Origin of the sequence: Shewanella marinintestina (assembly GCF_023283845.1) — a bacterium.
Classification (GTDB): domain Bacteria; phylum Pseudomonadota; class Gammaproteobacteria; order Enterobacterales; family Shewanellaceae; genus Shewanella; species Shewanella marinintestina.
The window spans coordinates 223,753-250,661 of record NZ_JAKILC010000001.1 but is presented as its reverse complement, the minus strand read 5'-3'; the positions used below and the strand labels follow the sequence as shown (position 1 = coordinate 250,661).

Annotated in this window: 23 protein-coding genes; 12 read left to right on the top strand and 11 right to left on the bottom strand. The window is 41.1% G+C overall.

The window, feature by feature from the left end:
- Positions 1-8 precede the first annotated feature (8 nt).
- The gene (gene psrA / locus L2747_RS01120) at positions 9-656 is read left to right on the top strand and encodes a TetR family transcriptional repressor PsrA (protein ID WP_248997287.1); all 648 of its coding nucleotides are present in this window, start codon (positions 9-11) and stop codon (positions 654-656) included.
- Positions 657-661: 5 nt separating this feature from the next.
- Positions 662-2,941 carry an acyl-CoA dehydrogenase gene (locus tag L2747_RS01115; protein WP_248997286.1) on the top strand — a complete coding sequence of 760 codons (2,280 nt, stop codon included), beginning with the start codon at positions 662-664 and terminating at the stop codon, positions 2,939-2,941.
- 169 nt (positions 2,942-3,110) lie between these two features.
- Here the strand turns inward: L2747_RS01115 and L2747_RS01110 are convergent, their stop codons facing one another.
- The 3 genes from L2747_RS01110 to L2747_RS01100 form a co-directional block, all read right to left on the bottom strand.
- Positions 3,111-5,237, bottom strand: a complete 2,127-nt coding sequence (locus L2747_RS01110; RefSeq protein ID WP_248997285.1) for a hypothetical protein — start codon at positions 5,235-5,237, stop codon at positions 3,111-3,113.
- 328 nt (positions 5,238-5,565) lie between these two features.
- Positions 5,566-7,005, bottom strand: a complete 1,440-nt coding sequence (gene pyk, locus L2747_RS01105) for a pyruvate kinase (RefSeq protein WP_248997284.1) — start codon at positions 7,003-7,005, stop codon at positions 5,566-5,568.
- A gap of 184 nt (positions 7,006-7,189) precedes the next feature.
- Entirely contained in the window at positions 7,190-8,044 is an 855-nt protein-coding gene (locus tag L2747_RS01100; protein WP_220782179.1) for a MurR/RpiR family transcriptional regulator, read from the bottom strand.
- A gap of 316 nt (positions 8,045-8,360) precedes the next feature.
- Between L2747_RS01100 and zwf the strand changes: the two genes are divergently transcribed.
- From zwf to L2747_RS01080, 4 genes are read left to right on the top strand one after another with little or no spacing between them, the layout of a single operon-like run.
- The gene (gene zwf / locus L2747_RS01095; RefSeq protein WP_248997283.1) at positions 8,361-9,833 is read left to right on the top strand and encodes a glucose-6-phosphate dehydrogenase; all 1,473 of its coding nucleotides are present in this window, start codon (positions 8,361-8,363) and stop codon (positions 9,831-9,833) included.
- A gap of 8 nt (positions 9,834-9,841) precedes the next feature.
- Entirely contained in the window at positions 9,842-10,546 is a 705-nt protein-coding gene (gene pgl / locus L2747_RS01090) for a 6-phosphogluconolactonase (protein ID WP_248997282.1), read from the top strand.
- 9 nt (positions 10,547-10,555) lie between these two features.
- The gene (gene edd, locus L2747_RS01085) at positions 10,556-12,382 is read left to right on the top strand and encodes a phosphogluconate dehydratase (RefSeq protein ID WP_248997281.1); all 1,827 of its coding nucleotides are present in this window, start codon (positions 10,556-10,558) and stop codon (positions 12,380-12,382) included.
- 21 nt (positions 12,383-12,403) lie between these two features.
- Positions 12,404-13,048 (top strand): bifunctional 4-hydroxy-2-oxoglutarate aldolase/2-dehydro-3-deoxy-phosphogluconate aldolase, encoded by a 645-nt coding sequence (locus L2747_RS01080; RefSeq protein ID WP_248997280.1) that lies wholly within the window; start codon positions 12,404-12,406, stop codon positions 13,046-13,048.
- Between the two features lie 587 nt (positions 13,049-13,635).
- On the opposite strand, the gene sodB is transcribed toward L2747_RS01080, so the two are convergent.
- Positions 13,636-14,220: a superoxide dismutase [Fe] gene (gene sodB / locus L2747_RS01075; protein ID WP_220782184.1), complete on the bottom strand. Its 585-nt coding sequence runs from the start codon at positions 14,218-14,220 to the stop codon at positions 13,636-13,638.
- 491 nt (positions 14,221-14,711) lie between these two features.
- On the opposite strand from sodB, the gene L2747_RS01070 reads away from it, so the two are divergent.
- Positions 14,712-15,056 carry a Grx4 family monothiol glutaredoxin gene (locus tag L2747_RS01070; RefSeq protein ID WP_248997279.1) on the top strand — a complete coding sequence of 115 codons (345 nt, stop codon included), beginning with the start codon at positions 14,712-14,714 and terminating at the stop codon, positions 15,054-15,056.
- Between the two features lie 98 nt (positions 15,057-15,154).
- Here L2747_RS01070 and L2747_RS01065 read toward each other — a convergent pair whose 3' ends face one another.
- Positions 15,155-16,411, bottom strand: coding sequence for a uracil-xanthine permease family protein (locus tag L2747_RS01065; protein ID WP_248997278.1), 1,257 nt, complete (start codon positions 16,409-16,411; stop codon positions 15,155-15,157).
- A gap of 176 nt (positions 16,412-16,587) precedes the next feature.
- Here L2747_RS01065 and L2747_RS01060 point away from each other — a divergent pair, with 176 nt between their 5' ends.
- Both L2747_RS01060 and hda read left to right on the top strand, forming a co-directional pair.
- Positions 16,588-17,700 (top strand): DUF2066 domain-containing protein, encoded by a 1,113-nt coding sequence (locus tag L2747_RS01060; RefSeq protein WP_248997277.1) that lies wholly within the window; start codon positions 16,588-16,590, stop codon positions 17,698-17,700.
- A gap of 74 nt (positions 17,701-17,774) precedes the next feature.
- Entirely contained in the window at positions 17,775-18,485 is a 711-nt protein-coding gene (gene hda / locus L2747_RS01055) for a DnaA inactivator Hda (RefSeq protein WP_248997276.1), read from the top strand.
- Positions 18,486-18,609: 124 nt separating this feature from the next.
- Here hda and L2747_RS01050 read toward each other — a convergent pair whose 3' ends face one another.
- From L2747_RS01050 to bepA, 4 genes are all read right to left on the bottom strand, one after another.
- On the bottom strand, positions 18,610-20,577 hold the full coding sequence (locus L2747_RS01050) for a hypothetical protein (protein ID WP_248997275.1): 1,968 nt from the start codon (positions 20,575-20,577) through the stop codon (positions 18,610-18,612).
- 198 nt (positions 20,578-20,775) lie between these two features.
- Positions 20,776-21,144: a DUF2069 domain-containing protein gene (locus tag L2747_RS01045; RefSeq protein WP_248997274.1), complete on the bottom strand. Its 369-nt coding sequence runs from the start codon at positions 21,142-21,144 to the stop codon at positions 20,776-20,778.
- A gap of 12 nt (positions 21,145-21,156) precedes the next feature.
- A complete protein-coding gene (gene arsC / locus L2747_RS01040) occupies positions 21,157-21,507 on the bottom strand; it encodes an arsenate reductase (glutaredoxin) (RefSeq protein WP_248997273.1) in 351 nt (116 codons plus the stop codon).
- Between the two features lie 73 nt (positions 21,508-21,580).
- On the bottom strand, positions 21,581-23,041 hold the full coding sequence (gene bepA / locus L2747_RS01035; protein WP_248997272.1) for a beta-barrel assembly-enhancing protease: 1,461 nt from the start codon (positions 23,039-23,041) through the stop codon (positions 21,581-21,583).
- A 110-nt stretch (positions 23,042-23,151) separates the two neighbouring features.
- Between bepA and L2747_RS01030 the strand changes: the two genes are divergently transcribed.
- Together L2747_RS01030 and L2747_RS01025 are read left to right on the top strand one after the other, a co-directional pair.
- Entirely contained in the window at positions 23,152-23,367 is a 216-nt protein-coding gene (locus tag L2747_RS01030) for a sulfurtransferase TusA family protein (RefSeq protein WP_248997271.1), read from the top strand.
- A 90-nt stretch (positions 23,368-23,457) separates the two neighbouring features.
- On the top strand, positions 23,458-24,552 hold the full coding sequence (locus L2747_RS01025) for an AI-2E family transporter (protein WP_248997270.1): 1,095 nt from the start codon (positions 23,458-23,460) through the stop codon (positions 24,550-24,552).
- Between the two features lie 140 nt (positions 24,553-24,692).
- Here L2747_RS01025 and L2747_RS01020 read toward each other — a convergent pair whose 3' ends face one another.
- Positions 24,693-25,580, bottom strand: coding sequence for a LysR family transcriptional regulator ArgP (locus L2747_RS01020; RefSeq protein ID WP_248997269.1), 888 nt, complete (start codon positions 25,578-25,580; stop codon positions 24,693-24,695).
- 142 nt (positions 25,581-25,722) lie between these two features.
- On the opposite strand from L2747_RS01020, the gene L2747_RS01015 reads away from it, so the two are divergent.
- Positions 25,723-26,337: a LysE/ArgO family amino acid transporter gene (locus L2747_RS01015; protein ID WP_248997268.1), complete on the top strand. Its 615-nt coding sequence runs from the start codon at positions 25,723-25,725 to the stop codon at positions 26,335-26,337.
- Between the two features lie 92 nt (positions 26,338-26,429).
- On the opposite strand, the gene bcp is transcribed toward L2747_RS01015, so the two are convergent.
- A complete protein-coding gene (bcp, locus tag L2747_RS01010) occupies positions 26,430-26,897 on the bottom strand; it encodes a thioredoxin-dependent thiol peroxidase (protein ID WP_248997267.1) in 468 nt (155 codons plus the stop codon).
- Between the last annotated feature and the right edge of the window lie 12 nt (positions 26,898-26,909).

Below are 26,909 nucleotides of genomic sequence, written 5' to 3'. Positions count from 1 at the left end.
GCAACGGAATGGCAAATCGCTCCGATACAAAAACAAGAATACTGGACGCTGCGGAAAAATTATTTGCAGAAAGAGGCTTCTCAGAGACCTCACTAAGACTAATTACAAGTAAAGCCGAAGTGAACCTTGCTTCTGTAAATTATCATTTTGGTTCTAAAAAAGAGCTAATTAGAGCGGTGTTAGCCCGTTACCTAGATGTGTTTATGCCAGCAGCAGCTAAAGCTATTGTCGCTGTGCGTGAAGAGAATAGTAATGCTTCTTTGGATGCAATTTTCTCAACACTTGTCGGCCCTTTACTTGACCTTAATCAGCTTCGTGCTGAAGGTACTACGACTTTTCTACAGCTTTTAGGTCGAGGTTATATTGAGAGTCAAGGGCATCTGCGTTGGTTTATTACCACTCATTATGGCGAGTACCTCGGCTTATTTGTCAAGGCTGTGGCTGAAAGCGCGCCGCATATTCCACCTGCAGAGATGTTTTGGCGATTACACTTCACTTTAGGTACCGTTGTTTTCACTATGGCATCGGCCGATGCGTTGACTGAAATTGCCGCTGCAGATTTTGGTGAGCACAATGACATCGAAGCCGTGATCAGAAAAGTTATCCCCTATTTATCAGCTGGTGTGTCTGTTCCACTTACTAAGGATGTAATGTAAAAATTATGGCTACGACATTATTAATATTATTGCTTGCTGCAATAGTCGTTGTATTCAGTGTTAAAAATATCAGGATGCAGCTAATCACGCGTCCTGTTTTCAGTTTTTTTAAACAAGTATTGCCGCCTTTATCTAGCACTGAAAAAGAAGCGATGGAAGCGGGTGATGTTTGGTGGGAAGGAGAGCTATTTAAAGGTAAACCTAATTGGCAAGTTTTACATAGTTACGGTAAACCGACACTGACTTCAGAAGAGCAAGATTTTATTGATAATCAGGTCATGACAGCGTTAACAATGATTGATGACTACGACATTGTTAATAATAGAAAAGACTTACCACCAGAGCTATGGGACTATTTCAAAAAAGAAGGTTTCTTCGCCTTAATTATCCCCAAAAAATATGGTGGTAAAGCATTTTCTGCCTACGCAAACTCAACCATTGTCAGTAAAATTGCTAGCCGTAGCGTAAGTGCAGCAGTAACGGTTATGGTACCTAACTCGTTAGGCCCAGGTGAGTTACTGACACACTATGGTACCTCTGAACAAAAAGAACACTGGTTGCCATTACTTGCTGATGGGCGAGCAATTCCATGTTTTGCGTTAACTGGACCTGAAGCGGGAAGTGATGCAGGTGCAATTCCTGATACTGGAGTTGTCTGCCGCCGAGAATTTAATGGTGAAGACACCTTAGGTTTAAAACTTAATTGGAATAAACGTTACATTACCCTTGCTCCAGTCGCCGACGTACTTGGCTTGGCGTTTCAAATGTCAGACCCAGAAGGGTTATTAGGGGATGTTAAACATATTGGTATCACCTGTGCGTTAATTCCAACTGATCATCAAGGCGTTAAAATTGGTCGCCGTCATAATCCGTTAAATCTAGCTTTTATGAATGGTACAACCCAAGGCGAAGATGTATTTATTCCTCTAGATTGGATTATTGGGGGACCGCAATACGCTGGCCGCGGCTGGCGTATGTTGGTTGAGTGCCTATCTGCAGGACGTGGTATTTCATTGCCGGCTCTTTCAACTGCATCAGGCCATATGGCAACCAAAACTACAACGGCTTACAGCGTTGTTCGTCAACAATTTGGTCTGCCTATCGCGCAGTTTGAAGGCGTGCAAGAGGCGCTTGCTCGTGTTATTGCTAATACCTATCAGCTTGAAGCTGCTAGACGTTTAACCACAACGGGTATCGATTTAAAAGTAAAGCCATCAGTGGTAACCGCTATCGCTAAATACCATATGACAGAGCTTGGTCGTAAAGTCGTTGACGATGCAATGGATATTCAATCTGGTAAAGGGATCCAACTTGGTCCTAAGAACTACTTAGGTCATGGTTACATGGCTCTTCCGATTTCAATTACGGTTGAAGGCGCGAATATTCTAACTCGTAGCTTAATGATTTTTGGCCAAGGTGCCACACGTTGTCACCCTTATGTGCTTGCGGAAATGGAAGCTGCAGGAATGCAAGATACTGACGCAGCACTTGAACGTTTTGATTCTTTATTGCTTGGGCATATAGGTTACGCAACACGTAATGCATTTAGTGCATTAGGTAATGCATTAACGGGGAGCCGTTTTACAGCGTCGCCAGTGAGTGGTGAAACTAAGCAATATTATAAAGACATGACTCGATTGTCAGCGGCGTTGGCCTTTATGACAGACGTATCGATGTTGATCCTTGGTGGTGATTTAAAACGTAAAGAAATGTTGAGTGCTCGAATGGGGGACGTGTTAAGCCAACTTTACTTAGGCTCTGCAACACTGAAGTTATTTGAAGATAACGGTCGCCAGTTTGATGATTTACCAGCAGTGCGACATGTTATGGCTACCCGTTTACATTTAGCTGCTAAGGCCTTAGATGAAGCCATACGCAATTTCCCTAATCGTGGTATTGCTCTGATTTTGCGTGCTCTAATTTTCCCTCTAGGTAATCGTTTTAAAGACGCGACAGATAAGCAATCTATCGATCTTGTTGCTGCTATGAGTAAACCATCACCGGCTCGTGATAGATTGACTCATTTATGCCCTGACTTTACAGGTGATACTGGCGGTATTGCCGAAGTTGAAAATGCATTTATGGCTAAGTGTGCTTGTAAAGGATTATATGCCAAGCTTAAACAAGCACAAAAAGAAGGAGCGCTGCCTAAGCTAGCACCATTGCCATTGTTCGATGCAGCATTAGAAAGTTCGCTAATTACGACTGAAGAGTATCAACAATTGGTTAAAGCTGATGCATTGCGTCTTGCTGCTATCAATGTTGATGACTTTGAGACTCTTTAATCGAAACTAGCATCTAGATGTCATCAAGTGTGCTCTTCGTTATCTAACCTAAGAGCAGCCAAATAAAATGCCGGCTTATGATGTACCTAAATGAGTACTGAATAAGGCGGCATTTTTTGTTGTTTAGCGATATCGATACTATGTTTTGATTGTAATATTGCGCTAATTGTTAAAAATAGCGGCTTCTAAATTTGTTTAGCTCAGTTCTTGCAATCGGGGTAAGGGCTTTATTCATAGCTATAAGCTGTTGATACTCTTTAGGAAGGAATTTCTTTATTCTTGCGACTCTTGCATAATGACTTACACGAAACTTGGGATAGAGTGAGAGCAATTTAGGCAAGTTTTCATGTAACTGTCCATTTTTATAGCTAGCTTCGAGCAGTGTATCAAGTGCATCTAAGCCATGTTTATCAACATTGAGTTTAAAATTATTATCAACTAAAAACTGGAGTGCTTGTGGTGAATGTAAAGCCGCAGCCATAAAAACATCTCTTCCTAGCTGATCGACTAGCAAGAAATCAAAACCCTGATCTAATAAGCCCTGCCACTTTTCTATCGGCAAATTTTTGAAGTACATTAAGTCGGTGGGCGCTAGCGGTGAAACTCTAGCCTTCCATACGGACAGTAAATCAATATTTCGACGTAGCATGAACCTAAATAATATATCTGTTTGTGACAGTGTTAATGGGGTGTGAGCACTGTAATCACGTGCTTGTGCTATTTTTCCGTCGGCGATCAAACGTTCGAATGTATCACTCGAGTCAGAATTTAATGGGGCGGGTCTAAAGTTAAGCTTATGCTCTTGCCAAAGTCCGACTAGCACTGGGTCAATATCATGTAAACGTTGTTTAACATCGGTAGGATCTTGCTCTATCTCTTTAATGATATCGTAAGCTTTATCTCGTCCTTTAAAACTTTGTTCGGCAAGCAGCTGTTGTTTTACTGATGTGCATTGCTCTGATTTTTGTGTCATTGCCATTTGTTTACTCTTTGCTTTAGCAATGGCGAGTGAGATAACTGAGTCATCAGCTTCCTGCTGTTTAATATTAAAGCTGTTATCAATAAGGGGGATACGATTAAGAAGAGATTTTAGCTTAGCGTTAGAAATCATTTCGCTATGAAAGAAACCTTTGGAGGGGGGATTAAAGTCTATACCAGTTTCGTCCAAACTAATACTGCCATGAGCCTTAAAACCTTGAAATATTAGGTAATTAAGTGTGTCGAGGAATTTGTTGGTGTCGAGGTTGAATTTATTATACTCGGTATCACGACGAGGTAAATTTAATATGGCTATATCCATTGCGGTTAATATTCCGGGTTCATTAATGGGCTTAACACCATATTGACCGAGTAAGGTTAAGGCTTCTACATTAAAATTAGCGGCTGCAATGTCAGCTAGATTTTTAGAGTTATGGAGCTGATTTTGGGCAAAAAGAGGGAAATCCGCTAATGATTTTGTTTGTTCAAGCAGCGGGGTTAAGTACTCGGTTGCCATATTGTTTTGTATCGCGATAGCGACTTCATTGACTGTAAATGAATGTAACGCTACGGCTTGCTTATATTCTTCTATATTCAACTTTTCAGCGATTAATATAAATAGAATCGATGGTGACAAAACAGCGCTGTCGGCAATATAAAGTGGAGATTCTAAATACGTCGTAAAATGGTCTGTATTATCGAGGAGTGCGTAAATATCAGCTTTATTTATATCTTGGGCTAACGATATAGTCATGCCAAGCCCGTGATTTTCATTTTCTAATGGCTTTAGTGCTGTTACTAACGCAGCAATAGTATCAGTGTTAAAACCTTCAATGACTGACAGTCCACTCCAGTCTTTCAAAATTGAACTCGATTGGGTGATAACGTATTTTTTTCTTTCGTTATTGCTTTTAGCTTCAATCAATAAGTCTTGGTAACTATCGTAGAAGGTCTTGTACTGCGACCTATATGCGAGAAGTTCCCTATCTGTTTTGCCTTGCTGTAATTCCAGTTCGATTGCAGCAATAATCACGTTGTGGATATCAGCAACCTGCTCGCTAAAATTTTGATAGCGTTTTTGGCATTGAGCGTGTGCGGAAGTTAGCTGCACCAATTTAGTTTGTTGAGCTGTCTCACTAGAAACAGAAGTTTCCAATGTTTGTTGGTGTTCAGTCATTTCGTTACGGCTTGTTAATGACGTGTTTGGGGTGGGAATACTTTGTAATGTGGCTTTCTCTTGCTTATCAAAGCTATAAAAATAATAACCGCAGACTATGCATGCTGTGGTGCAGGAGATAACTAATAACTTCCGTTTCATTGTCCAACTTTTCCTTGTTGTTTATCTATCATTTTTTATATGTATGACTACACATTTTCTATGTGAATAAGATAAAAACAATCGTGTTTTAACCTTATTTAATAAACGCATTGAAATGTATTGCTTTTAAATGGAAAGGTTATATTGGGGGGGATGGTCTGCTAATGCAAATTGGTGTGGTTTTAGCTTGGTTTATTCTACAGCTAAATACTTAGTTATAAGCGGTATACTATTTGAATTTTTAGCGATAATAGGTATAAAAAAAGCTACTATTTGGGAAAATAGTAGCTTTTTATCTTACTTAATAACTCAAGTAAAAATATTGACTTTAACCTACAACAACGACTTTGCTGGTGTTTGTGCCACCAACAGTTTCCATTGCATCGCCTTTAGTCATCATTGCCATGTCACCTTTTTCAAGGTAACCCGCTTTAGATAGAGTTTCTAGTGCTCTTTGAGCAACCGCTTCAGGAGCATGTGCAGTTGAATCAAAGTAAACCGGCTTGACACCGCGATATAGCGCCATCTTAGCAAGAGTTGACTCATGACGTGACAGTGCAAATATTGGTAGCGCAGAGCTGATGCGTGACATCATCTGTGGTGTAGCACCAGATTCTGTTAAGGCAATAATTGCTTTAATCCCTTCTAGGTGATTAGCAGCGTACATGGTTGATAGCGCAACAGTTTCTTCAATCGTTGTAAATTGCTGATCAAGTCTGTGCTTAGAGACTTGAACACTTGGGTGAGACTCAGCGCCAAGACATACTTCAGCCATTGCTTTAACGGTTTCTTCTGGGAAATCACCAGCAGCTGTTTCTGCACTAAGCATTACCGCATCTGTACCATCAAGTACAGCGTTAGCAACGTCCATAACCTCTGCGCGAGTTGGCATTGGGCTAGAGATCATTGACTCCATCATTTGAGTTGCTGTAATAACAGGCTTATTCAATTGACGAGAACGGCTGATCAAGCGCTTTTGCACTGCAACTAGCGCAGGGTCGCCAATTTCAACACCCAAATCCCCACGAGCAACCATAACGGCATCAGAGGCAATAATCACATCATCCATTGCTTCATCAGTTGCTACCGCTTCAGCGCGTTCAACTTTTGAAACAATAAGAGCGTTACTACCAGCTTTACGAGCTAAGTCGCGAGCGTAATTAAGGTCTGCGCCACTACGAGGGAAAGATACGGCAAGGTAGTCGACACCAATTTGTGCTGCTGTTACGATGTCTTGCTTATCTTTTTCTGTAAGTGCCGCAGCGGATAAACCGCCACCTTGTTTATTGATACCTTTATTGTTAGATAAAGGACCGGCAACGGTCACTGTTGTGTGAACTTTATTACCGTCAACACTTTCAACACGTAGTTGAACGCGGCCGTCATCTAACATTAAGATGTCACCTAGACTAACGTCTTTTGGCAACTCTTTATAATCGATACCGACTTGAGTCTCGTCGCCTTCACCTTTCGCTAAATCGCCATCAAGGGTATAGGCTTGACCAAGCTCTAACATAACCTTTTTGTTATCTTTGAAAGTTGAAATGCGAATTTTTGGACCTTGTAGATCACCTAAAACAGCAACGTGCACACCTAGCTCTTTTGCAATAGCTCGTGTGTCATCTGCGCGTTTTTTATGATCTTCTGGTGCACCGTGAGAGAAGTTTAAGCGAACAACGTTAGCACCAGCAGCAATAATGCGGCGTAAGTTGTCATCACGGTCAGTGGCTGGACCCAAAGTTGTTACAATTTTGGTTCTGCGGAACATGAGATACTCCGTTAAGTTTTAAAAAATTCTAACCCTATATTATCAGACAATGTCCATAAATGTAGTAAAATTACGAACAAAATGATCTAACTCAAGTTTTTAATTTTGTGACGCATTCCAACATTAATTGATAAATGGGCTATTCAGCTTCAGCTGAATAGCAACATATTATGTAGAAAGTCAGTTACAAAATTGGATCTTTGTCGATTCTTGACTCTTTTAATACTTCTTTAACACGCTTCAAGTTTTCACGGAAACGTGGACCTCGTCTTAGTGTAAATCCTGTTGCGAGCACGTCAATTATAACCAACTGTGCCAAACGTGAAGCCATTGGTAAGTACATATCGGTATCTTCTGGTACTTCCATTGTCACAGGAAGTGTACACACTGTAGAAAGTGGAGAGTTACGAGCTGTAATACCAATAACCGCGGCACCGTTTTCACGGGCAAGTTTTGCGATATCGATAAGCGACTTTGTACGTCCAGTGTGCGAGATAAGAACAACAACATCGCCTTCATTACTGTTTATACAGCTCATACGTTGCATTAAAACGTCGTCAAAACTGATAACAGGTACATTAAAGCGGAAGAATTTGTTTTGTGCATCATGGGCTACTGACGCAGATGCTCCAAGGCCAAAGAAAGAAATTTTCTTTGCTTGGGTTAAAATATCAACGGCCTTGTTTACGGCCGCAGTGTCAATGCTTTGCCTGGCTGTATCGAGCGATGCCATAGATGATTCGAAGATCTTAGTCGTATATGAGTCTGGGCTATCATCTTCTTCTACATGACGACTGACATAAGGTGTACCGTTGGCTAAGCTTTGGGCCAAGTGAAGTTTGAAGTCTGGAAAACCTTTGGTGTCTAAACGTCGGCAAAAACGGTTGACGGTTGGTTCACTCACATCAGCCATTTTAGCCAAAGTGGCAATACTAGAGTGAATAGCCGTTTGTGGAGAGGATAAAATAACCTCTGCAACTTTACGTTCAGATTTACTAAAATGGGTAAGGCTTTTTTGCACCTTTTCTAGGGTATTCATATGCGTACGTCCACTCAATAGTAATGTAGTTTTATTATATTTCGTTAAAGCTTTTAGGTTGACGCCTTTTAACCGTTATTTGCGGAGCGTTGACGCCAACAATAATTTATAATGACAACAGGTACAAACACGATAAATTTTAGTAATTTTATCACAAAAGCATATCAGATTATGGCGTAACATACCTAATAGGCTAACTTGAAGTTTATTATAAAATTTAGATGCAATTACTAATTTCTGTTGTTATATTACAACAAATGTGTGAATACCCATCAAAAACGATGGGGCACAGAGTCAAAAAGGAGATTTTGAAGCTATGGGCATAACAACACCAAAAGCCAAAGCTTGTGATTTTGTTCTATTTGGGACTAAAGGAGATTTAGCTAAGCGTAAGTTGCTTCCTTCTTTATACCAACTTGATAAAGCAAACTTACTGAATGTCGATACTAAAATCCTCGGCGTAGCAAAAGATGACTTTAGCCAAGAAGAATATCGCAAGTTGGTGATCACTGCGTTAGAGACTTTTGTAAAAGATGAGCTCTGCGAAGAAACCAAGAACCGTTTCTTGGACCGTTGCCATTATGTCGGAACAAACTTCACTGTATCTGATGGCTATCAGGCGTTTCATGATATTTTAGAGCCTGAAAAGCGCGTTATGGTCAGTTATTTTGCCACTCCGCCAGCAATTTTTGGCGATATCTGCCGTTGCCTCCATGAACAAAATCTTATTTATCCTGACTCTCGTGTTGTTCTAGAAAAACCTATCGGCTCTGATCTCGAAACCTCCCGCATTATTAACGACCAAGTTTCTGCTTACTTCGAAGAAAATCAAGTTTATCGTATCGACCATTATTTAGGTAAAGAGACGGTCCAAAACTTACTAGCATTGCGTTTTGCTAACTCTTTATTTGCATCTAAGTGGGATAACCGAACGATTGACCATGTGCAATTAACTGTTGCCGAAGAAGTGGGGATTGAAGGGCGTTGGGGCTATTTTGATAAAGCTGGTCAGATGCGCGACATGATCCAAAACCATTTACTACAGGTATTGACGCTAGTAGCGATGGACCCACCTGTTAACTTGGATGCTGATAATATTCGTGACGAAAAAGTAAAAGTACTTAAGTCATTGCGTCCAATTAATGCTGATAATATTTACGAAAATACTGTTCGTGGCCAATATAGCTCAGGCTTCTTAAAAGGTGCGCCTGTTCCTGGTTACTTAGAAGAAGAAGGTGCAAACGTTCAATCCAATGCTGAAACGTTTGTGGCACTTCGCGTCGATATCGATAACTGGCGTTGGGCTGGTGTACCATTTTACCTGCGTAGTGGTAAGCGCATGCCGTTTAAGAGCTCTGAAATTGTGGTGTACTTTAAAAACCCGCCGCACAACTTATATAGCTCTAACTATCGTAATTTGCCGCCAAACAAACTGACTATTCGTTTACAGCCTCACGAAGGCGTAGAAATTCAGATGTTAAACAAGGTACCTGGTTTGGGCGAAAAGCAACGTTTGCAAACGACCAAATTGGATTTAAGTTTCTCTGAAACGTTTAAAAATGAACGTATTGCAGACGCTTACGAACGTTTATTACTTGAAGCTATGTTAGGCAACCAAGCATTGTTTGTGCGCCGTGACGAAGTCGAGCAAGCGTGGAGCTGGGTTGACGGTATTATTCAAGCTTGGGAAGAAACAGACGAAAAGCCTAAACCTTACCCTGCGGGTACCTGGGGACCAGTGGCTTCAGTGGCTCTGATCACGAAAGACGGCCGTTCTTGGGACGAGTAGGGGGAAGCATGATTAAAGAAACCGTTTTCAAGTCATTTGATAATAAAGAAGCCCTTGAAGCACAGCTAGCGGAGCGCATTGCAAACCAGTTGCAAGAAGCTGTCGATAGTAGAGGTAAGGCGAGTCTTATTGTTTCTGGTGGTTCTACACCGCTCAAGTTATTTGAGTTATTGAGCAAAAAAACTATCGACTGGAGTGATGTATACATCACGCTTGCCGACGAGCGCTGGGTTGATGCAGAACATAGTGACTCAAACGAGCGCTTAGTTAGAAATAACCTACTTAAGAACCGAGCGGCGAGTGCTAAATTTCGTGGGTTGAAGAATATGTATTCTTCACCTGAAGAAGGCTGCCAAATGGCGATAGAGCAACTGGGCAGTTTTCCAAAACCATTCGATGTGGTGGTGTTAGGTATGGGTAATGACGGCCATACCTGCTCTTGGTTCCCTTGCGCACAAGCGGAAGAGCTTGAACATGCTCTGACGACAGAGGAGTTATGTGTTGCAGTCAAACCTGGCAATGCGCCTCATTCACGGATCTCGTTATCAAAGTCTGCGATTTTAGCGAGCCGTCAAATCTATTTACATATCGTTGGTGAGTCCAAATTGGATGTTTACCGACAAGCACTAGTAAGCGATGACAGCACTGAGATGCCGATCCGAGCCGTACTCGGTCAGCATAAAACACCTGTCGATGTTTACTGGAGCGCTTAAGGAGTAATTATGCACAGCGTTGTACAATCTGTTACAGACAGAATTATTGAACGAAGCAAAGATTCTCGCGCTAAATACCTAGCGGCGCTCGATGATGCTAAAAACCAAGGTGTACACCGTAGCGCACTTAGCTGCGGTAACTTAGCTCACGGGTTTGCTGCTTGTAATCCAAGCGATAAAACAGCTATTAAGCAGCTGAACAAAGCCAATATAGGTATTATTACCTCTTTCAATGACATGTTATCTGCTCACCAGCCATATGGTGAATATCCAGACATGTTAAAGCAAGCTTGTAATGAGATCGGCAGTGTTGCTCAGGTTGCTGGTGGTGTACCCGCAATGTGTGATGGTGTGACTCAAGGTCAGCCTGGTATGGAGCTAAGCCTTTTAAGTCGTGAAGTCATTGCGATGGGCACGGCTGTTGGCTTGTCACACAATATGTTTGATGGCGCATTGTTACTTGGGATCTGTGACAAGATCGTACCGGGCCTGTTGATTGGTGCTTTGAGTTTTGGCCACCTGCCAATGCTATTTGTACCTGCGGGTCCGATGAAGTCTGGTATACCAAATAAAGAAAAAGCACGCATTCGCCAGCAATATGCACAAGGCGAAGTTGATAGAGCTGCTTTGTTAGATGCTGAATCTAAGTCTTACCACAGTGCGGGTACTTGTACTTTCTACGGTACAGCTAATAGTAACCAGTTAATGTTAGAAGTCATGGGACTGCAGCTTCCAGGCTCATCATTTGTTAATCCAGATGATCCGCTACGTGAAGTATTAAGCAAGACGGCTGCTAAGCAAGTTTGTCGATTAACTGACATGGGCAGTCAATATACGCCAATCGGTAAAATTGTTTCTGAAAAGTCGATTGTGAACGGTATTGTTGCGTTGCTAGCGACCGGTGGTTCAACTAACCTGACTATGCATATCGTTGCAGCAGCACGTGCTGCAGGCATTATCATTAATTGGGATGACTTCTCAGAACTTTCAGATGCAGTGCCTCTTGTTGCTCGAGTTTACCCGAATGGTCATGCAGACATTAACCATTTCCATGCTGCTGGTGGTATGGCGTTCTTAATAAAAGAATTGCTAGATGGCGGCTTATTACATGAAGACGTTGATACCGTTGCAGGTTTCGGTCTTAAGCGTTACACCCAAGAGCCGCAGATCCGCGATGGCGAACTGATTTGGGTTGATGGCCCACAAACAAGCCTAGATGCAGAAGTATTAACTAGTCTTGATAAGCCATTCCAAAGTAACGGTGGTTTAAAGTTACTCAAAGGTAACTTAGGCCGCGCTGTGATTAAAGTATCTGCAGTACAAGAACAACATCGCGTTGTAGAAGCTCCTGCCGTTGTTATTGATGATCAAAACAAGCTAGAAGCGATTTTCCAAGCGGGTGATTTAGATAGAGACTGTGTGGTTGTTGTTAAGGGACAAGGACCAAAAGCTGTTGGTATGCCTGAGCTACATAAACTTACGCCTATCCTTGGAACCTTGCAAGATCGTGGCTTTAAAGTTGCATTATTAACCGACGGCCGCATGTCTGGCGCCTCAGGTAAAGTGCCTGCTGCAATTCACTTAACGCCAGAGGCACTTGATGGTGGTCTTATTGCAAAGATCCAAAATGGTGATTTAGTCCGAGTTAATGCAACAACGGGTGAACTATCTCTTCTCGTTGATGAAGCGGAACTGAATGCTCGAGTTGCAGAGAAAGTCGACCTTCATAAAACGAGTTACGGTATGGGCCGAGAGTTATTTGGTGCACTTCGTTCTAACTTAAGTAGCCCTGAAACTGGTGCCCGTTGCACTAGTGCTATTGATGAAAATTATTAATCTTTAAGGAAGAGTAACGCAATGCTTGAGAATAACTGGTCATTACAACCACAAGATATTTTTAAACGCAGCCCTATTGTTCCTGTAATGGTGATCAATAAGATTGAACATGCGGTTCCGTTGGCTAAAGCATTAGTCGCAGGTGGTATTTCTGTATTAGAAGTCACCCTTCGTACAGATTGTGCTTTAGAAGCAATTACTAAAATTGCTAAAGAAGTGCCTGAAGCTTTAGTGGGTGCAGGAACGATTCTAAATAAAGCGCAGCTTGAGCAAGCGGTTAACGCTGGTGCACAGTTTGTCATAACCCCAGGTGCGACAACAGAATTATTAGAAGCAGCGATGGAAGGCAATACGCCATTAATTCCGGGTGTTGCGAGTATTTCTGAAGTCATGAAAGGAATGGCGCTGGGTTACACAAACTTTAAGTTTTTCCCAGCAGAAGCATCTGGTGGCGTAAACGCACTTAAGGCTTTTTCTGGCCCGCTTGCTAATATTCGTTTCTGTCCAACAGGCGGTATAACCCCAAGTAGCTACAAAGATTACTTAGCACTTAAAAATGTTGATTGTATTGGTGGTAGCTGGATTGCGCCAACTGATGCAATGGAGCAGGGTGATTGGGAACGTATTACCGCTTTATGTAAAGAAGCGATTGGTGCACTTAAGTAAGCCCTTAACTGGCTAGTTACACGTTAGCTGTTGTGTATTGTTTTAGTTAAAAGCAAAACAACGTAGAGCAACATATAAATCCGAATGCCGTGGGTATTCGGATTTTTTATATCTATCTAACGGCAAGCCTTATAAACATTTAGTCGCGCAGCGAGAGTTTAGCCGCTCTGAGTTTAACAACTTTGGGTAGAATAAATTATTACACTGATTGGTATCAGTCAGCGTTAGTGTTAACTTTTGCTATTAAGCAGTAACTCGAGGGCTTTTATAAGCGAGCATTTGACACTTCAACAGCTTTGAGCTTAATTTTTATTGCTCACACAAATAGCTTAAACCTCAAACTTCAAAACCTCAGTGCCTTCCAGTGTCTTTTATTCACCATCTCATTACTACTATTCAGAATCATCCAAGAGATTTCTAGGTAAAAAGCACTTGTTATACTAATCAGAATAATTGCTTGGTGTAACCATAGTTTACATTACTGGTTAGCTATCGTTAGGGAAAAAAATACCGCTCATAATGAGCGGTATTGATTTTCAAATCCTATAAGGTTGGTCTTATATAAATAGACACCCTAATAGATTTGCTTAACCTGCGAAGTTTGCGTTAACAAAGTCCCAGTTAACCAGTTCCCAGAAGTGTGCTAGGTAATCTGGACGTACGTTACGGTAATCGATGTAGTAAGCATGTTCCCATACGTCTACAGTCATGATTGGCGTAACACCTTCGTCTGTTAGTGGTGTTGCTGCATTGCTAGTGTTAACAATTGCTACAGTACCGTCGGCATTCTTTACTAGCCATGTCCAAGCGCTACCAAAGTTGTTTACTGCAGAATCAGTGAACTGTGCTTTAAATGCTTCAAAAGAACCGAAAGCTGCATTGATTGCATCAGCAACTGGGCCTGTAGCTTCACCGCCACCATTTGGTGATAGGCAGTTCCAGTAGAAAGTGTGATTCCAGATTTGAGCTGCGTTATTAAAGATACCACCAGTAGAGGTCTTGATGATCTCTTCTAGGCTCTTTTGCTCAAGGTCAGTACCTTCAACTAAACCGTTAAGCTTTACAACGTAAGTGTTGTGGTGCTTACCGTAGTGGTAGTTAATGGTCTCTTCTGAGATATGTGGCTCAAGTGCGTTCTTTGCGTAAGGTAATGCTGGTAATTCAAAAGCCATTAGTTTTCTCCGTTAACTTCTAGATTGTTATTTTGTGCGTTCTTGCTCACTGCGGAACATTTTACCTAATAAACTTGTGAAGTGTATCATTGTTTCTTCCAATTGAGCGATTATCTTAATCGTTTATTTCTATTATACCAATTGCATTAATAATCTGTTCATTCAGAGGGAATTCAAAGCACTGAAGGCAAGTCAGGAACTTGAAGCTAATAGTTATTCTATATCGAGAGTTTCTGGCGCAGCATGCAGTGCTTTGAAGCCCACTCAGAGGGAAGTGCTCAAGCATTCCACTTCTGCTTTGCATGGTCTCACAAGGGAATAACCATTCTGTCGTCAATGCGCCTTGAATTGAAAGCTTGAGCGCTTCTGAATTGATTAAATTACTAATGTAATTGGTATTGATATTATCCCTTTAAAAAGTAGGTTTTTGTTCTGACAAAGAGTGGCGTACAATGGGACGATTGTAATGACGTTATAACCAGGAAAGAAAAATGGAAACAGTAGAAAAGATCAAGCAGCAAATCGCCGAAAATCCAATTATCGTATATATGAAGGGTTCACCAAAGTTACCAAGCTGTGGTTTTTCTTCTCAAGTAGCTCAAATCATGATTAATTGTGATGAGCAATTTGCATTTGTTGATATCCTCCAGCATCCAGATATCCGTGCAGAATTACCTAAGTATGCTAACTGGCCGACTTTCCCTCAACTTTGGGTTGAAGGCGAGCTAATTGGCGGTTGTGACATCCTGACTGAAATGTATCAAAAAGGTGAGCTACAAACGCTTATCAAAGAAACTGCAGCTAAATACAAAACAGAAGAAGACGAGCAAGCATAAGGCTGGTTTTTAACTGTTAAAAAAGCCCCTAATGGAGTATTCCATTAGGGGCTTTTTGTTAGCTGTTATCGGCAGCAATATTGGTATTTACGAGCATCTTACGAAGAACGGTTAATCTCGTTACTGACAATTTTTGCATGCGAAGCTGCATTATCTGGCAGGATTAAATTCATCATAATCGCGACGATACCACAAAGGCTAATACCGGTTAGGCTGAAAGAACCAATACCAAAAGCCATGCCACCAATACCAAATACTAATGTCACACCCACAATACTTAAGTTACGTGGTTCATTCATGTCTACTTGGTTTTTGATTAGTGAATTTAGGCCTACAGCAGCAATAGAGCCAAACAATAAGCACATAATACCGCCCATAACCGGAACAGGAATGGTTTGAAGTAGTGCCCCCAGTTTGCCAACAAATGAGAACAAAATGGCGGTAATAGCAGTCCAAGTCATCACCACCGGGTTAAAATTTTTCGTCAGAGTGACTGCGCCGGTTACTTCAGAGTAAGTGGTATTTGGCGGTCCACCAAATGCAGAGGCTGCGATAGTTGCCACACCGTCACCTGCTAATGTACGGTGTAATCCAGGCTTTTTAAGGTAGTCTTTACCTGTAACGTTTGAAATCGCGAGGATATCGCCAATATGTTCAACGGCTGGGGCGATAGCCACTGGGATCATAAATAGAATAGCTTGCCAGTTGAACTCAGGGGCAACGAAATTAGGTAATGCTAACCAAGGTGCATCTTGTACTGGAGTAAAATCAACAATACCAAACGCTAAGCTTAAGCTGTAACCAACAGAAATACCGGCCAAAATCGGCATGAGTTTCAGTAGCCCTTTTGCAAAAATAGCAACCGCAATGGTCGTAAATAATGATGCAAGAGATATGAGCAGAGCTGTGTTTTGGTCTACTAACGCTAAACTGCCATCGGCGGTTTTACCTATTGCCATATTAACGGCTACAGGCGCTAACCCTAAGCCGATAACGATAATGACTGGGCCGACGACTACCGGAGGCAACAAGCGCTTAATAAAGCCACCGCCCTTTACTTTGATTACACCGGCGAGAATAACGTACACCACACCAGCAGCCATCAGACCACCCATGGTTGATGGGATCCCCCAAGTTTGTACGCCATACATGATTGGAGCGATAAATGCGAATGAGGATGCTAAAAAGATGGGGATTTGGCGTTTAGTGATTAGCTGGAACAGAAGGGTACCGATACCCGCAGTAAAAAGTGCAACGTTTGTATCGAGCCCGGTTAACAATGGCATCAATACCAAAGAGCCAAAAGCTACGAATAGCATTTGCGCACCTTGTAGCGGCATGGTCAAATTTTTCATTATTCTCTCTTATTTTTAAGTAAACCTATCAATAATAACTGGTTTGTATCACTTTGTGTGTGAGGTCGTGCAAATAACACTCATAAAGTTTGAGTGATTACAATCGCTTTAACTGGAAATAAATTGCAAAAGATGTGGTACAATTTTAATAACTGAGCCGTCTTTGAATTTAAAACATGCTGAAACTCATATTACGTATTTTTGTTATTTTCTCGTCTTTTACGCTGGTATTGACACTTGCGAACGCAGCTGAAGTAAAACAGTTAGATGAAGGCGTAGTGCCTATTGAATCGCGTTCTGCTGCGTTACGAAGCCAAGGGATAAAACAGGCTTTTGAACATGTAATTTTAAAAAACTCAGGTACACAAAGTGCTTTGGATAACGACGTAATTAAAAAGCAATTAAACAGTGCTAATGCGTTGATGACGCAATATGGTTATGTCGAGCGAGACGGTGAACTATTTCTAAAGGTGAATTTTGACCAAAAGCGTATTATTGCCTTGCTAAGGCAAGCGGGTTTACCTGTTTGGGGTAAGCAAAGACCGTTAACTTTAGTGTGGCTTGTAAATAGTGAAAATGGTCAGCGAGATATTTTAAGTGACGGGGCAAATGTGGTTAGCCGAGATACGTTTAACCTAGCGTCTTCAGCTCGCGGTGTGCCTTTGTTATTTCCATTGATGGATCTAGATGATGCGATGAAAGTTGGCGTCAATGATATTAGAGGTCGTTTTGCCGATAGTGTGGCAGACGCTTCGTTAAGGTATCAGTTTAATTATTTTGTTTTAGCAGCGATCGAGCCTCAAGGGGCTGTTTTTAGTTATCAAATGGATTTATATCCACGAGAGAAGGACGCTCGCGCGCTACAAATGAATTCGTTAGTTAGTAATAGCGGTGAAGTGGCTACAGTTGAAGAAGCTATTGCAGCAATAATGGCTGCTACGAGCGAATACTATGTTAGCCAATACGCGATAGCTGACTCGGGCGAGCGTAATACGACGAGTATTACCTTTACTAATGTTGCGAGCATGCAAGAGCTGGTTTCAATTGAACGATACTTAGACCAACTCAGCGCGATTAAGTCTGCTAGCATTGCCACTATTGTTGGGCAAGATGTGGCTTTCAATATTAGCCTGTTTGGCAACGATGCCGACTTACATCGTTTGATGGCTCTGGATCCGAGGATTGATGTGATTGAATCAATAAATCAGCAAAATGGTGATTATTCATCATTAGGCGAAATAGAACAGCCTCAGAAAGAGACACAGATCTATTATTGGAAAGGCCAATAACTCCCATTCAAGAGACACACATGCTACCATGTGTGTCTTAAATAGAAATATTGCGTCGTGTGAGAAGTCCCTGAGTGAAGTTAAACTCTCCTTTACAATTATCTCTGCCTGTCCATCTACCAGATGATGAAACTTTTAATAGTTACTATCCTGCTGCTGGTAATGACGAGCTGATTAAAAGCCTACAAGATTGTGCTGAAGGCCGGTCTGACGGTGCTGTATTTTTATGGGGACCAGAAAAATCTGGCCGAACCCATCTTATGCATGCTGCATGCGCCCATGCTAATGATCTTGGACGCAGTAGCTTTTATATTCCACTTGGGATCCATGCAAGCATTTCCACCGCTTTGTTAGAAGGCTTGGAAAAACTTGATCTTGTCTGTATCGATGATGTAGATGCTATTGCTGGTCATCCTTTGTGGGAAGAAGCAATATTTGATCTTTATAATCGGATCTCTGAGCAAACGACCTGCTCTCTCATAGTAAGTGCAAGTGTTTCTCCAAGTGAAAGCGGTTTTTCTTTACCTGACTTAGTTTCTCGAATGCAGTGGGGACTTAATTACCAATTGCAGCCTATGGCTGATGAAGAAAAATTGGCAGCGTTGCAGCGTAGAGCAGCAATGAGAGGCTTACAATTACCAGAAGATGTTGGACGTTTTTTATTAAATCGTTTGGCGCGCGATCTTCGTACCCTCTTTGATGTATTGGATAGATTAGATAAAGCATCGATGGTACATCAACGTAAACTGACGATTCCTTTTATTAAAGAGATGCTACGTTTGTAGTAGAGATAAATCGAACGCCTCTTGTGTCATCAAAGATAGCTCAGAAAAGTAAAAGCCCAGATAATGTATCTGGGCTTTTTGGTTGCAGGCTTTTAAAACCGTTAGCCAATTAAAAAGTCTCTATTCAATCTACTATCTTTGTTGGATTCTCAACGGGTTTAATATGCCTATCACCGCTATACCTGAGGGGGGGGAATAGTGGTTGTAAACTCGAGAGCGAACTTGTCTGTGCGCGGCTTTCTGTGCGGTTCAGGCTCGGAGATATCTCAAGGTTTTGTGCCCAAGATAGCCCTTTTGCCATTTGAATGGGATCAGGTAAGCCCTTGATCAAAGAGGCTCCGTCAAGTTCTGGCATCATTTGATTGATAACATATACAGCTCGGTTTTCAAGTTTAATGTCACCAATACGGCCACGTTGCCCCCAATCGACGATGATAGAGTTTGCACTTGGGTTTTCCGGTTTATCGGTGATCCCCACATCGCGTTGTATTGCATAACGATGACTCATCAACGCTTCTTCAAACAACATTGCTGTATCTTCACGAGTAGTAGAGTAGGCGTAATAATCACTTGCTCTATCAGGGGAAAAGAAGCTTGTTACATCTGTAGGAGAGTAGTTCTTTTGAGTACTATTCGCAGTCTCTCCCCTAAAACTGACTTGAGCTAAACTCGCCATTTCCTGACTAATCAAAGGGTAAAAGTTACTGAGTTGGTCAGATACTAATGCCTTAGCATTATTACGGCGGTTGAAATCATCGAGTAGTGTAGGGCCTGATAAACTTGAATGCACGCTGCGCGGGAAAAAGTCGTTTGCGTGAGCTAATTCATGGTAAAGCAATGATGCTAAGTCAGGCATCATTTCGGTGGTTGTTCTATCGGTTCTGACGCTTCGTGGAACAGTATATGATGTGTAGTTGTTGTTTTTGACATATCGCCAAGGCATAAGGAATTTGAGTTCATTGCTAAAGCCACTGCGGTAATCAGGGGCTTCATTAATCGTGTCGCGCTCTTCAGCAAGTAGCCATAAGTCGTTCGGATCTAGGTATATTGCGCCTGTTACCACCCAATAAAAAGATGGACGAACATCATAGCTAATTACTATGGCAGTAACGGATTGCAGTAGAGTTGAAAAATCACCACTAGGATCAAGATTCTCAAGTACATACTCAAAATTTTCACCCATCCACTGATGGGAGACGAGTAACCTGTCTAATATGGCTTGTTTGTCTGTAGCGGTTGTTTGGCCAATTAATGGCAACCTTGATGTAGTACAGCTTTGCTGAAGTTGGTTTGAATAAATACACTCTTGTAATGCGGTTGCGTAGGGAGAGTCAGCATTGTAAGCAAAGGTTTTAGCAACTCGCTCTTCAAAATAAGTTGATGTGATTGGTTCACCTTGGGTGATTAATAGACTGACATCGTCACTGCTTTGAACGCCGTTTATCGTAGCCGTAGCTCTTAGGATGCTAATAGTATCTTCACCGACATTTGGTGCAGTAAATAATGCTTGTTCTGGAGTACTGATATCTGCGTCAATAGCGGGGCCCACAGCTAAACACCAATTTATATTAGTCGGCATGCTATTGGTTGATTGGTCTAATCTAAAGCTAACCGAGTTACCTTTAACTGCTTGCTGATCTGTACGTACAGCAAGCTGATTTGAGTTAGCAGCCTGTATCGTTATCTCAATTGACTCATTGAAGGTTAGTCCTTTGCCAGTAGCTGTGACTTCAAATGAATAATTACCACTTTTCTCTGCAGTGAAAGCGAGAACCGGACTTTTAACACTTTTTAATACTAAGTTGTCACCAGATGTTTGCGTCCAGTTGAAAGTAAAATCATTTACCTTGTTATCATTAATTTTTACGATAATAGCGCTAGGGCGACCAGCTGAGTATTGTGATTCGTTATAAAACGTAAGGGCAGATTGGGTTGCAGTGGTATTTATGTCAGACCCAGTGTCACAAGTTTTTAAACCCTCAGTTGTAATTGGCGGCATTACGCCGCCTGATGAGTCATCGTTGTCACTGCCACCACCACACGCCGTTAGTGAAATAACACTTAATAGGGCAAAGCCTAAGGATCGCTTCATGTAAATATCCTTTGTTTATTCAATTTGCTGCAAATAATTAAGCTATTACATTGAATATAGCACGGGCACTGTTACGTAAAAAGAGTGTTGTTTGCGGGTTTGTTAATTGTTGGGGGTAAAAAAGTCTGGAGATGACAAGGTTGAAACTAAAGCAGGATACAGAAGTTTGTAGCTTCTGTACCCTTTAAGAAAGGGAAACTACTTTTTCTTTTTTAAACCTAAGCCCAGCTCTCGGCCACGTAGACGGGCATAAAAAGGAAAGCCAATTAAAAGTGCGGCAATAAGTAATGATTCTGCTATAGCAAACAGTAGGTCAGTTTCAGTTACATAAACTAAGGTTAATGCATGCAACATATATAGGCATAAAATGAAACTTGCCCAAGCGTAAGTATAAGGCTTGCCAGTTAAGATACCTTTTAGCGGTAAAAGCAACGGTATCAGCCAAAGAAGACTAAACAGCATAGAATATTCGCCTGTTAGCCCTTGGCGTATAAACCATGCCCCTAACATCATTACTAACACCATATATCCGGCACGGCATAGTTTAAATAGGGTGGTTGAGCTCATTGGATTACTCCATTATAAGATTGCTAATACACTTTCAGGAGGACGACCAATAGCGGCTTTATTGTTAGCAAGCACGATAGGGCGTTCAATTAACTTCGGCGTATCGACCATGGCTTGGATCAATTGAGCTGTTGTCAACGAAGGTTCAGCTAATCCTTGCTCTTTGTATTCAGCTTCTTTTGTGCGCATCATTGCTCTTGGTTCAACATTGAGTTTACTTAATATATCTTCAAGCACAGCAGTTGAAAGCGGGGTCTTCAAATATTCAATGACTTCAATTGAACAATTATTTTCTTCCAGCAGCGCCAAAGTTTGACGGCTTTTTGAACATCTTGGATTGTGATAAATACTAACGTTATTCATAGTCATATTATTGTTATTAAAAGTTGTGCTCATGATACTTTAATTTGTGATTAGAGTCACAGTTAAACTATTACTACTGCATTTTCTCTAAAGCTCTATCTGCTTGTCTAAACTGCCTAATTCTAGCTTCGATACGAGCAAGTTGTAGTGCATCACCTTTAGACTCTCGGTAGGCAAAATTAAGCTGATCAATCGCTGTTTTATAATCAGCAATAAGCGCTAAAGATTCGGCCTTAACAAAATACTGCATCGCCTTATTACCATTCTTTTTATACGCTTCGTTCAGCAGCATATAAGCGAGTTGGTTCTGCTTATCGAGGAAAATAAGATCTTCAAGCAAAGGGATTGCTTTGCTTATTTGATTATCTTCTATATAGATATTGGCTAGGTTAGTGTTGACCACTGGAGACGTCGGCTTTAGCTGTTGTTGCGCTTTTAACAGGGCAATGGCCTCTTTATCAGCGTTCCTTTCATGCAGCAAATCCGTTTTAGTATCGATATAGAACAAGTTGTTAGGGCTTTTCGCTAATAAGCTATCGATAATTTCTTCTGATTCAGGATATTTTTTAAGCCTAAATAACGCTAATGCTTTGCCGTACTGAGCAGCACTTTTGAAAGCATAACGATTGTGTTTAAGCTGTTTTTCAAAGATTGAGAGTGCAGCTTGTTCGCTATAACCTGAAAAGCGGACTTGGATGCGTGCCTTCGCCAATTGAAAATCAAGATTATCTGGAACGTACCTGAATGGATAACGTTCAGCTCTAATTCGCGCTTCTGAAATACGAGATTCTGGCAATGGGTGAGTAAGCAACATTTGTGGCGGTTTTGTCGTAAAGCGGTAACGGGTAGCCAGTTTGCCAAAAAAGTCTGCAGCCCCGTTCGGATCAAATCCAGCATCAACCATAATTTGCATACCAATTCGATCAGCTTCTTTTTCATGTAAGCGCGTATAGTTGATTTTTGATTGGGTTGCCAATGCTTGAGTTGTTGCTAAAGCAGCCATACCTGCTTGTGGAGAGGCGATGGTCAATAATATCGCACCTAATAAGCCGGCAATAGTTGCCGTAGAGCTTTTTTGTTGAGCTTCTAAAGAGCGTGCTAAGTGGCGTTGAGTCACGTGGGTAATTTCGTGTCCGATGACAGATGCTAGCTCGCTTTCTGTATCTGCATTGAGAAACAAGCCTGTGTGCACGCCAACATGACCACCAAAGAACGCAAATGCGTTAATTTCATCATTTCTTAATAGGAAAAAATAAAACGGTGTTTTTACGCCTGTCGCGTGGGCAACCAGCTTATTGCCCAATTCTGTTAAATATTGGTTTAAAACAGGATCATTCAGCATTGGAGCTGAGCCACGAATAACGCGCATGTAAGCGTCACCAAATTCAGTTTCTTTTTCTAAACTAAAGGTGTTTACTGCAGCCGTGCCGAGATCGGGAAGGTCATTATTAGCATAAGTGACAGGCGAGCTAGTGCATAATATAAATGAGAGGGCACCTGCTATGACGGACTTTGAAAACGTTAATTTACTCAAGCGGATCCTTAATTTGGGCTATGCTTCTGATATCACTGAGTCACAATACTTGCTTGTGGTTTGCGTGACCTTTAGGATAATAGCCTTAGATTGTTTATAGCAAGTTCATTATGATTATTATTGATTTAACACCTTTTCGTTGCCCGTTACCGTTAGTAAAAGTCAAACTTGCGTTAAAGCAGCTCTCATCGGGTGATAGTATCAATGTTGTATTATCCGACCCCGGTTCTAGGCAAGATGTTCCCCGTTACTTAAAAAAAATCGGGCTCAGCCATACCGTTCAAGAAGACACTACAAGCATTTTGTCGATTATCGTCACTAAGTAGAAGATACTTTATATAATTTTACATAGGGTAAAATATTTTTATAACGATGGCTGGAAAGGACTAGAAAGGTCGTCTAACTAGGGAATTTGAATGTTATCTGTTTTAAGCCGTTGGTATAAAGAACGTTTTAGTGATCCACAAGCCGTTACCTTAGTTCTCATCCTTGCAGGTTTAGCCTTAGCAATCTATTTTGCTGGTGGTTTACTTGCTCCTTTATTAATCGCGTTAGTATTAGCATTTTTACTTGAATGGCCAGTAGCACAAATGGCGAGAATCGGTATTAATAGGACAACAGCAGCCTCTCTAGTGTTGGTGTTATTTATCGGATTAATGCTGTTAATCAGTTTTGGCTTAGTGCCCAGTATTTGGAAGCAAGGTGTTAGTTTAATAGCTGATCTGCCTAGCATGATTGATAAAGGTCTTATTACGGCTCAAAGCTACATTAATCAGTATCCTCAATTTGTTAACCCGAGCCAGCTCGATACCATGGTTGAAGAGCTTAAGAAAATGCTTGATACCCAGCATTTACTGGATATTGGGAAACAATTATTAGGTTATTCGGCGTCATTGTTAGTGGTTATGGTTTATGCCATTTTAATTCCATTATTGGTGTTCTTCTTTTTGAAAGATAAAGAGGAACTGATCAGCGGAAGTAAACGTTTCTTTCCTACTAATCGTGATTTAGCACGAAAAGTCTGGAATGAAATGCATCAACAGATTTTCAATTACATTCGTGGCAAGGTGATTGAAATAGTGATTATTGGCGTTGTGAGCTACATATTCTTTGCTTTTATGGATCTACGTTATGCAGCATTGCTTGGTGTCTTAACCGGTATGTCAGTATTAATTCCCTACGTAGGTGCAACTCTGGTGACCTTACCCATTGCATTAGTTGCTTTTTTCCAGTGGGGAGTGAGCCCTGAATTTGGATACTTGATGGTTGGTTATGGGATCATCCAAGCGCTTGATGGTAATGTCTTAGTGCCAATTCTGTTCTCAGATGCAGTCGATTTACATCCGGTGTTTATTATTGCAGCGGTATTAATATTTGGTGGGTTATGGGGAGTATGGGGCGTATTTTTTGCCATTCCTTTAGCATCATTAGTGAAAGCGGTTATCAATGCTTGGCCGGTTCCGAACAATGATTTAGCGAAGCAAGCTGTAAACAAAACAACAGAATCTTAGTGCTGAGGTTTACTTTAATGCTTAACGAATTTTAATTTGGCTATAGATAAATAGATAGTACGAACAAAAAGTAGTCGAATTGACTGCTTTTTATTCTATTCACTAATCTTGCGCTATAGACAAGTGAATTAAAGGCAAGATTAAACTAACGCTTGCTGGGCACTAGCGGCTAAGGAGCGGTAAACAATGCTAGTTTGCTTAGCTTTTATATTCCAATGTTGCCAATACAAGGGGACTTGCATTCTTTTATCTGGAAATATTTCTATAAGTTCACCTGATTCAAGCAGATCTTTTGCCTGTAAATGGCCCACAAGTCCGTAACCTAAGCCCATTTTTATTGCTTCAAGGAAACTTTCAGAGGAGGGGATTTTATGCTCTCGCCAACTTTTATCGCTAATCCCAAAGTAAAAGTTAACAAATTTGTCGTGTAATTTATCTTTGGTAGAAAAAACCACCGCTGGAGCCCGAGCAACTTCCTCTATTGGATCGTTTGATTGAAAGTATTGATCTGCGAACTCCGGTGTAGCTACACATAAATATTCCATATTACCTAAAAACTCGCTGCTGCAACCTGATAGCGCTATCTGAGAGGTTGTTACACAGCCAACTGCTTCACCGTTCTTTAGTAGGTTATGGGTATAAGCTTCATCGTCAACAATAAGCTCTAAAAGCCATTTATGCTGTTTGAATACGTCAACTAGCGCGGGTAAAAACCAGGTCGCTAAGCTATCCGCATTAACCGCAATTTTTACGATAGTGGGTAAAGACGGATCATCAACATCCATTTCCGAGCGTAATTCACTTTCTAGCAGCTGTACTTGTGAATAGTGTCTTAGTAATCGTTTGCCTGTTTCGGTGGCTCGAACGGGGTTAGTTCTTACAAGAAGTGATTGTCCAATCTTATCTTCTAATTGCTTTATACGTTGGGATACCGCTGATTGACTAATAAATAGATGTTTAGCGGCCTTATCAAATCCACCTTGAGAAACGACAATTGAGAGGGCTTTTAGATGGGCATAATCAAACATGATTTTGGTCTCTTTTGCTTTTATCAATAACTTATCAATCGTAATAAGTTTTACTTATACATTATTAATTTTATTAGTTGTACTTATTTTTTACTTGAGACTATGCTGCGGCCCTAGAAATCAAACTGCTTTAGGGGGCATCATGCAAACAGCATTTATACAAGGTATGGGAATAGGCGGAAGCCTAATTATGGCAGTGGGTGCACAAAATGCGTTTGTATTAAAACAAGGGCTGAAACGTTCTCATTCATTACCTATTGCCGCTATTTGCTCATTTATCGACGCGATAATGATTACCGCGGGTGTTGCTGGCTTAGGACACTTAATTATTGCGTTTCCCTTAGTTAAAGATATCGCAAGTTTTGGTGGTGCTTTATTTTTGCTGGTTTATGGTTATGGTGCATTAAAGTCCTCTTTTTCAGATAACCGTATGGATAATGATGGTGACTTAGCTGCTGACAGTTTAAAAAAGGCAGTATTAACAACGCTGGCCATTAGTTTACTCAACCCACATCTCTATTTAGATACAGTGGTTTTACTAGGTAGCATAAGTGTGCAATTTGAAGGGACTGAAAAACAATGGTTCGGTGCTGGAGCTGTATTGGCATCTTTTGTCTGGTTTTTTAGCCTTAGCTTAGGCGCTAAATACTTAAGCCCGGTATTTAAAAAACCAAAAGCATGGTGTTACTTAGATCGCTTTATTTGTGTGACTATGTGGTCTATTGCCGCAGCACTCATATATCCATACATGGTTTAATTCGCTGTCATTTAGGACGGGTCAGACAGATATAAAAAAGGAGCCTTAGGCTCCTTTTTTTATCTTGATGTTAAGTCTCGAATGTAAATGCTTTAGTTTTTTAGATGAGCAAGTACGACTTCATGGTGGTCTTTAGTCTTAAACTTATTGAATACGTGTAGGATTTTACCGCCCGGGCCAATCAAAAAGCTCAGTCTGTGGATCCCGTCGTAGATTTTTCCCATGAACTTTTTTTCGCCCCAAACACCAAAGGCGTCAGCGATCGCATGGTCCTCATCGCTTAAAAGAGAGAAGTTAAGTGATTGCTTATCAGAAAACTTTGCCAGTTTAGCAACAGGATCAGGGCTTAAACCAAGTACAGTAATAGACAAATCGTTGAGTTCGTCTTTACTGTCTCTTAAGCCACAAGCTTGTACAGTACAGCCTGGTGTAGAAGCTTTTGGATAAAAGTAGACTAAAACTGGGCCTTTTTTTAGTTCTGCTTCTAGGCTAATCGTTTCATTATGTTGGTTTTGTAAGGTAAACAGTGGCGCTTTATCGCCTGCAGTTAAGGTTTGCATATTCTTATCCAT

Excerpts from the sequence above, each read along its gene's own strand:
- psrA (WP_248997287.1), top strand. The coding sequence starts at position 9 with ATGGCAAATCGCTCCGATACAAAAACAAGAATACTGGACGCTGCGGAA.
- L2747_RS01115 (WP_248997286.1), top strand. The coding sequence starts at position 662 with ATGGCTACGACATTATTAATATTATTGCTTGCTGCAATAGTCGTTGTA.
- L2747_RS01110 (WP_248997285.1), bottom strand. The coding sequence starts at position 5,237 with ATGAAACGGAAGTTATTAGTTATCTCCTGCACCACAGCATGCATAGTC.
- pyk (WP_248997284.1), bottom strand. The coding sequence starts at position 7,005 with ATGTTCCGCAGAACCAAAATTGTAACAACTTTGGGTCCAGCCACTGAC.
- L2747_RS01100 (WP_220782179.1), bottom strand. The coding sequence starts at position 8,044 with ATGAATACCCTAGAAAAGGTGCAAAAAAGCCTTACCCATTTTAGTAAA.
- zwf (WP_248997283.1), top strand. The coding sequence starts at position 8,361 with ATGGGCATAACAACACCAAAAGCCAAAGCTTGTGATTTTGTTCTATTT.
- pgl (WP_248997282.1), top strand. The coding sequence starts at position 9,842 with ATGATTAAAGAAACCGTTTTCAAGTCATTTGATAATAAAGAAGCCCTT.
- edd (WP_248997281.1), top strand. The coding sequence starts at position 10,556 with ATGCACAGCGTTGTACAATCTGTTACAGACAGAATTATTGAACGAAGC.
- L2747_RS01080 (WP_248997280.1), top strand. The coding sequence starts at position 12,404 with ATGCTTGAGAATAACTGGTCATTACAACCACAAGATATTTTTAAACGC.
- sodB (WP_220782184.1), bottom strand. The coding sequence starts at position 14,220 with ATGGCTTTTGAATTACCAGCATTACCTTACGCAAAGAACGCACTTGAG.
- L2747_RS01070 (WP_248997279.1), top strand. The coding sequence starts at position 14,712 with ATGGAAACAGTAGAAAAGATCAAGCAGCAAATCGCCGAAAATCCAATT.
- L2747_RS01065 (WP_248997278.1), bottom strand. The coding sequence starts at position 16,411 with ATGAAAAATTTGACCATGCCGCTACAAGGTGCGCAAATGCTATTCGTA.
- L2747_RS01060 (WP_248997277.1), top strand. The coding sequence starts at position 16,588 with ATGCTGAAACTCATATTACGTATTTTTGTTATTTTCTCGTCTTTTACG.
- L2747_RS01050 (WP_248997275.1), bottom strand. The coding sequence starts at position 20,577 with ATGAAGCGATCCTTAGGCTTTGCCCTATTAAGTGTTATTTCACTAACG.
- L2747_RS01045 (WP_248997274.1), bottom strand. The coding sequence starts at position 21,144 with ATGAGCTCAACCACCCTATTTAAACTATGCCGTGCCGGATATATGGTG.
- arsC (WP_248997273.1), bottom strand. The coding sequence starts at position 21,507 with ATGAATAACGTTAGTATTTATCACAATCCAAGATGTTCAAAAAGCCGT.
- L2747_RS01030 (WP_248997271.1), top strand. The coding sequence starts at position 23,152 with ATGATTATTATTGATTTAACACCTTTTCGTTGCCCGTTACCGTTAGTA.
- L2747_RS01025 (WP_248997270.1), top strand. The coding sequence starts at position 23,458 with ATGTTATCTGTTTTAAGCCGTTGGTATAAAGAACGTTTTAGTGATCCA.
- L2747_RS01020 (WP_248997269.1), bottom strand. The coding sequence starts at position 25,580 with ATGTTTGATTATGCCCATCTAAAAGCCCTCTCAATTGTCGTTTCTCAA.
- L2747_RS01015 (WP_248997268.1), top strand. The coding sequence starts at position 25,723 with ATGCAAACAGCATTTATACAAGGTATGGGAATAGGCGGAAGCCTAATT.
- bcp (WP_248997267.1), bottom strand. The coding sequence starts at position 26,897 with ATGCAAACCTTAACTGCAGGCGATAAAGCGCCACTGTTTACCTTACAA.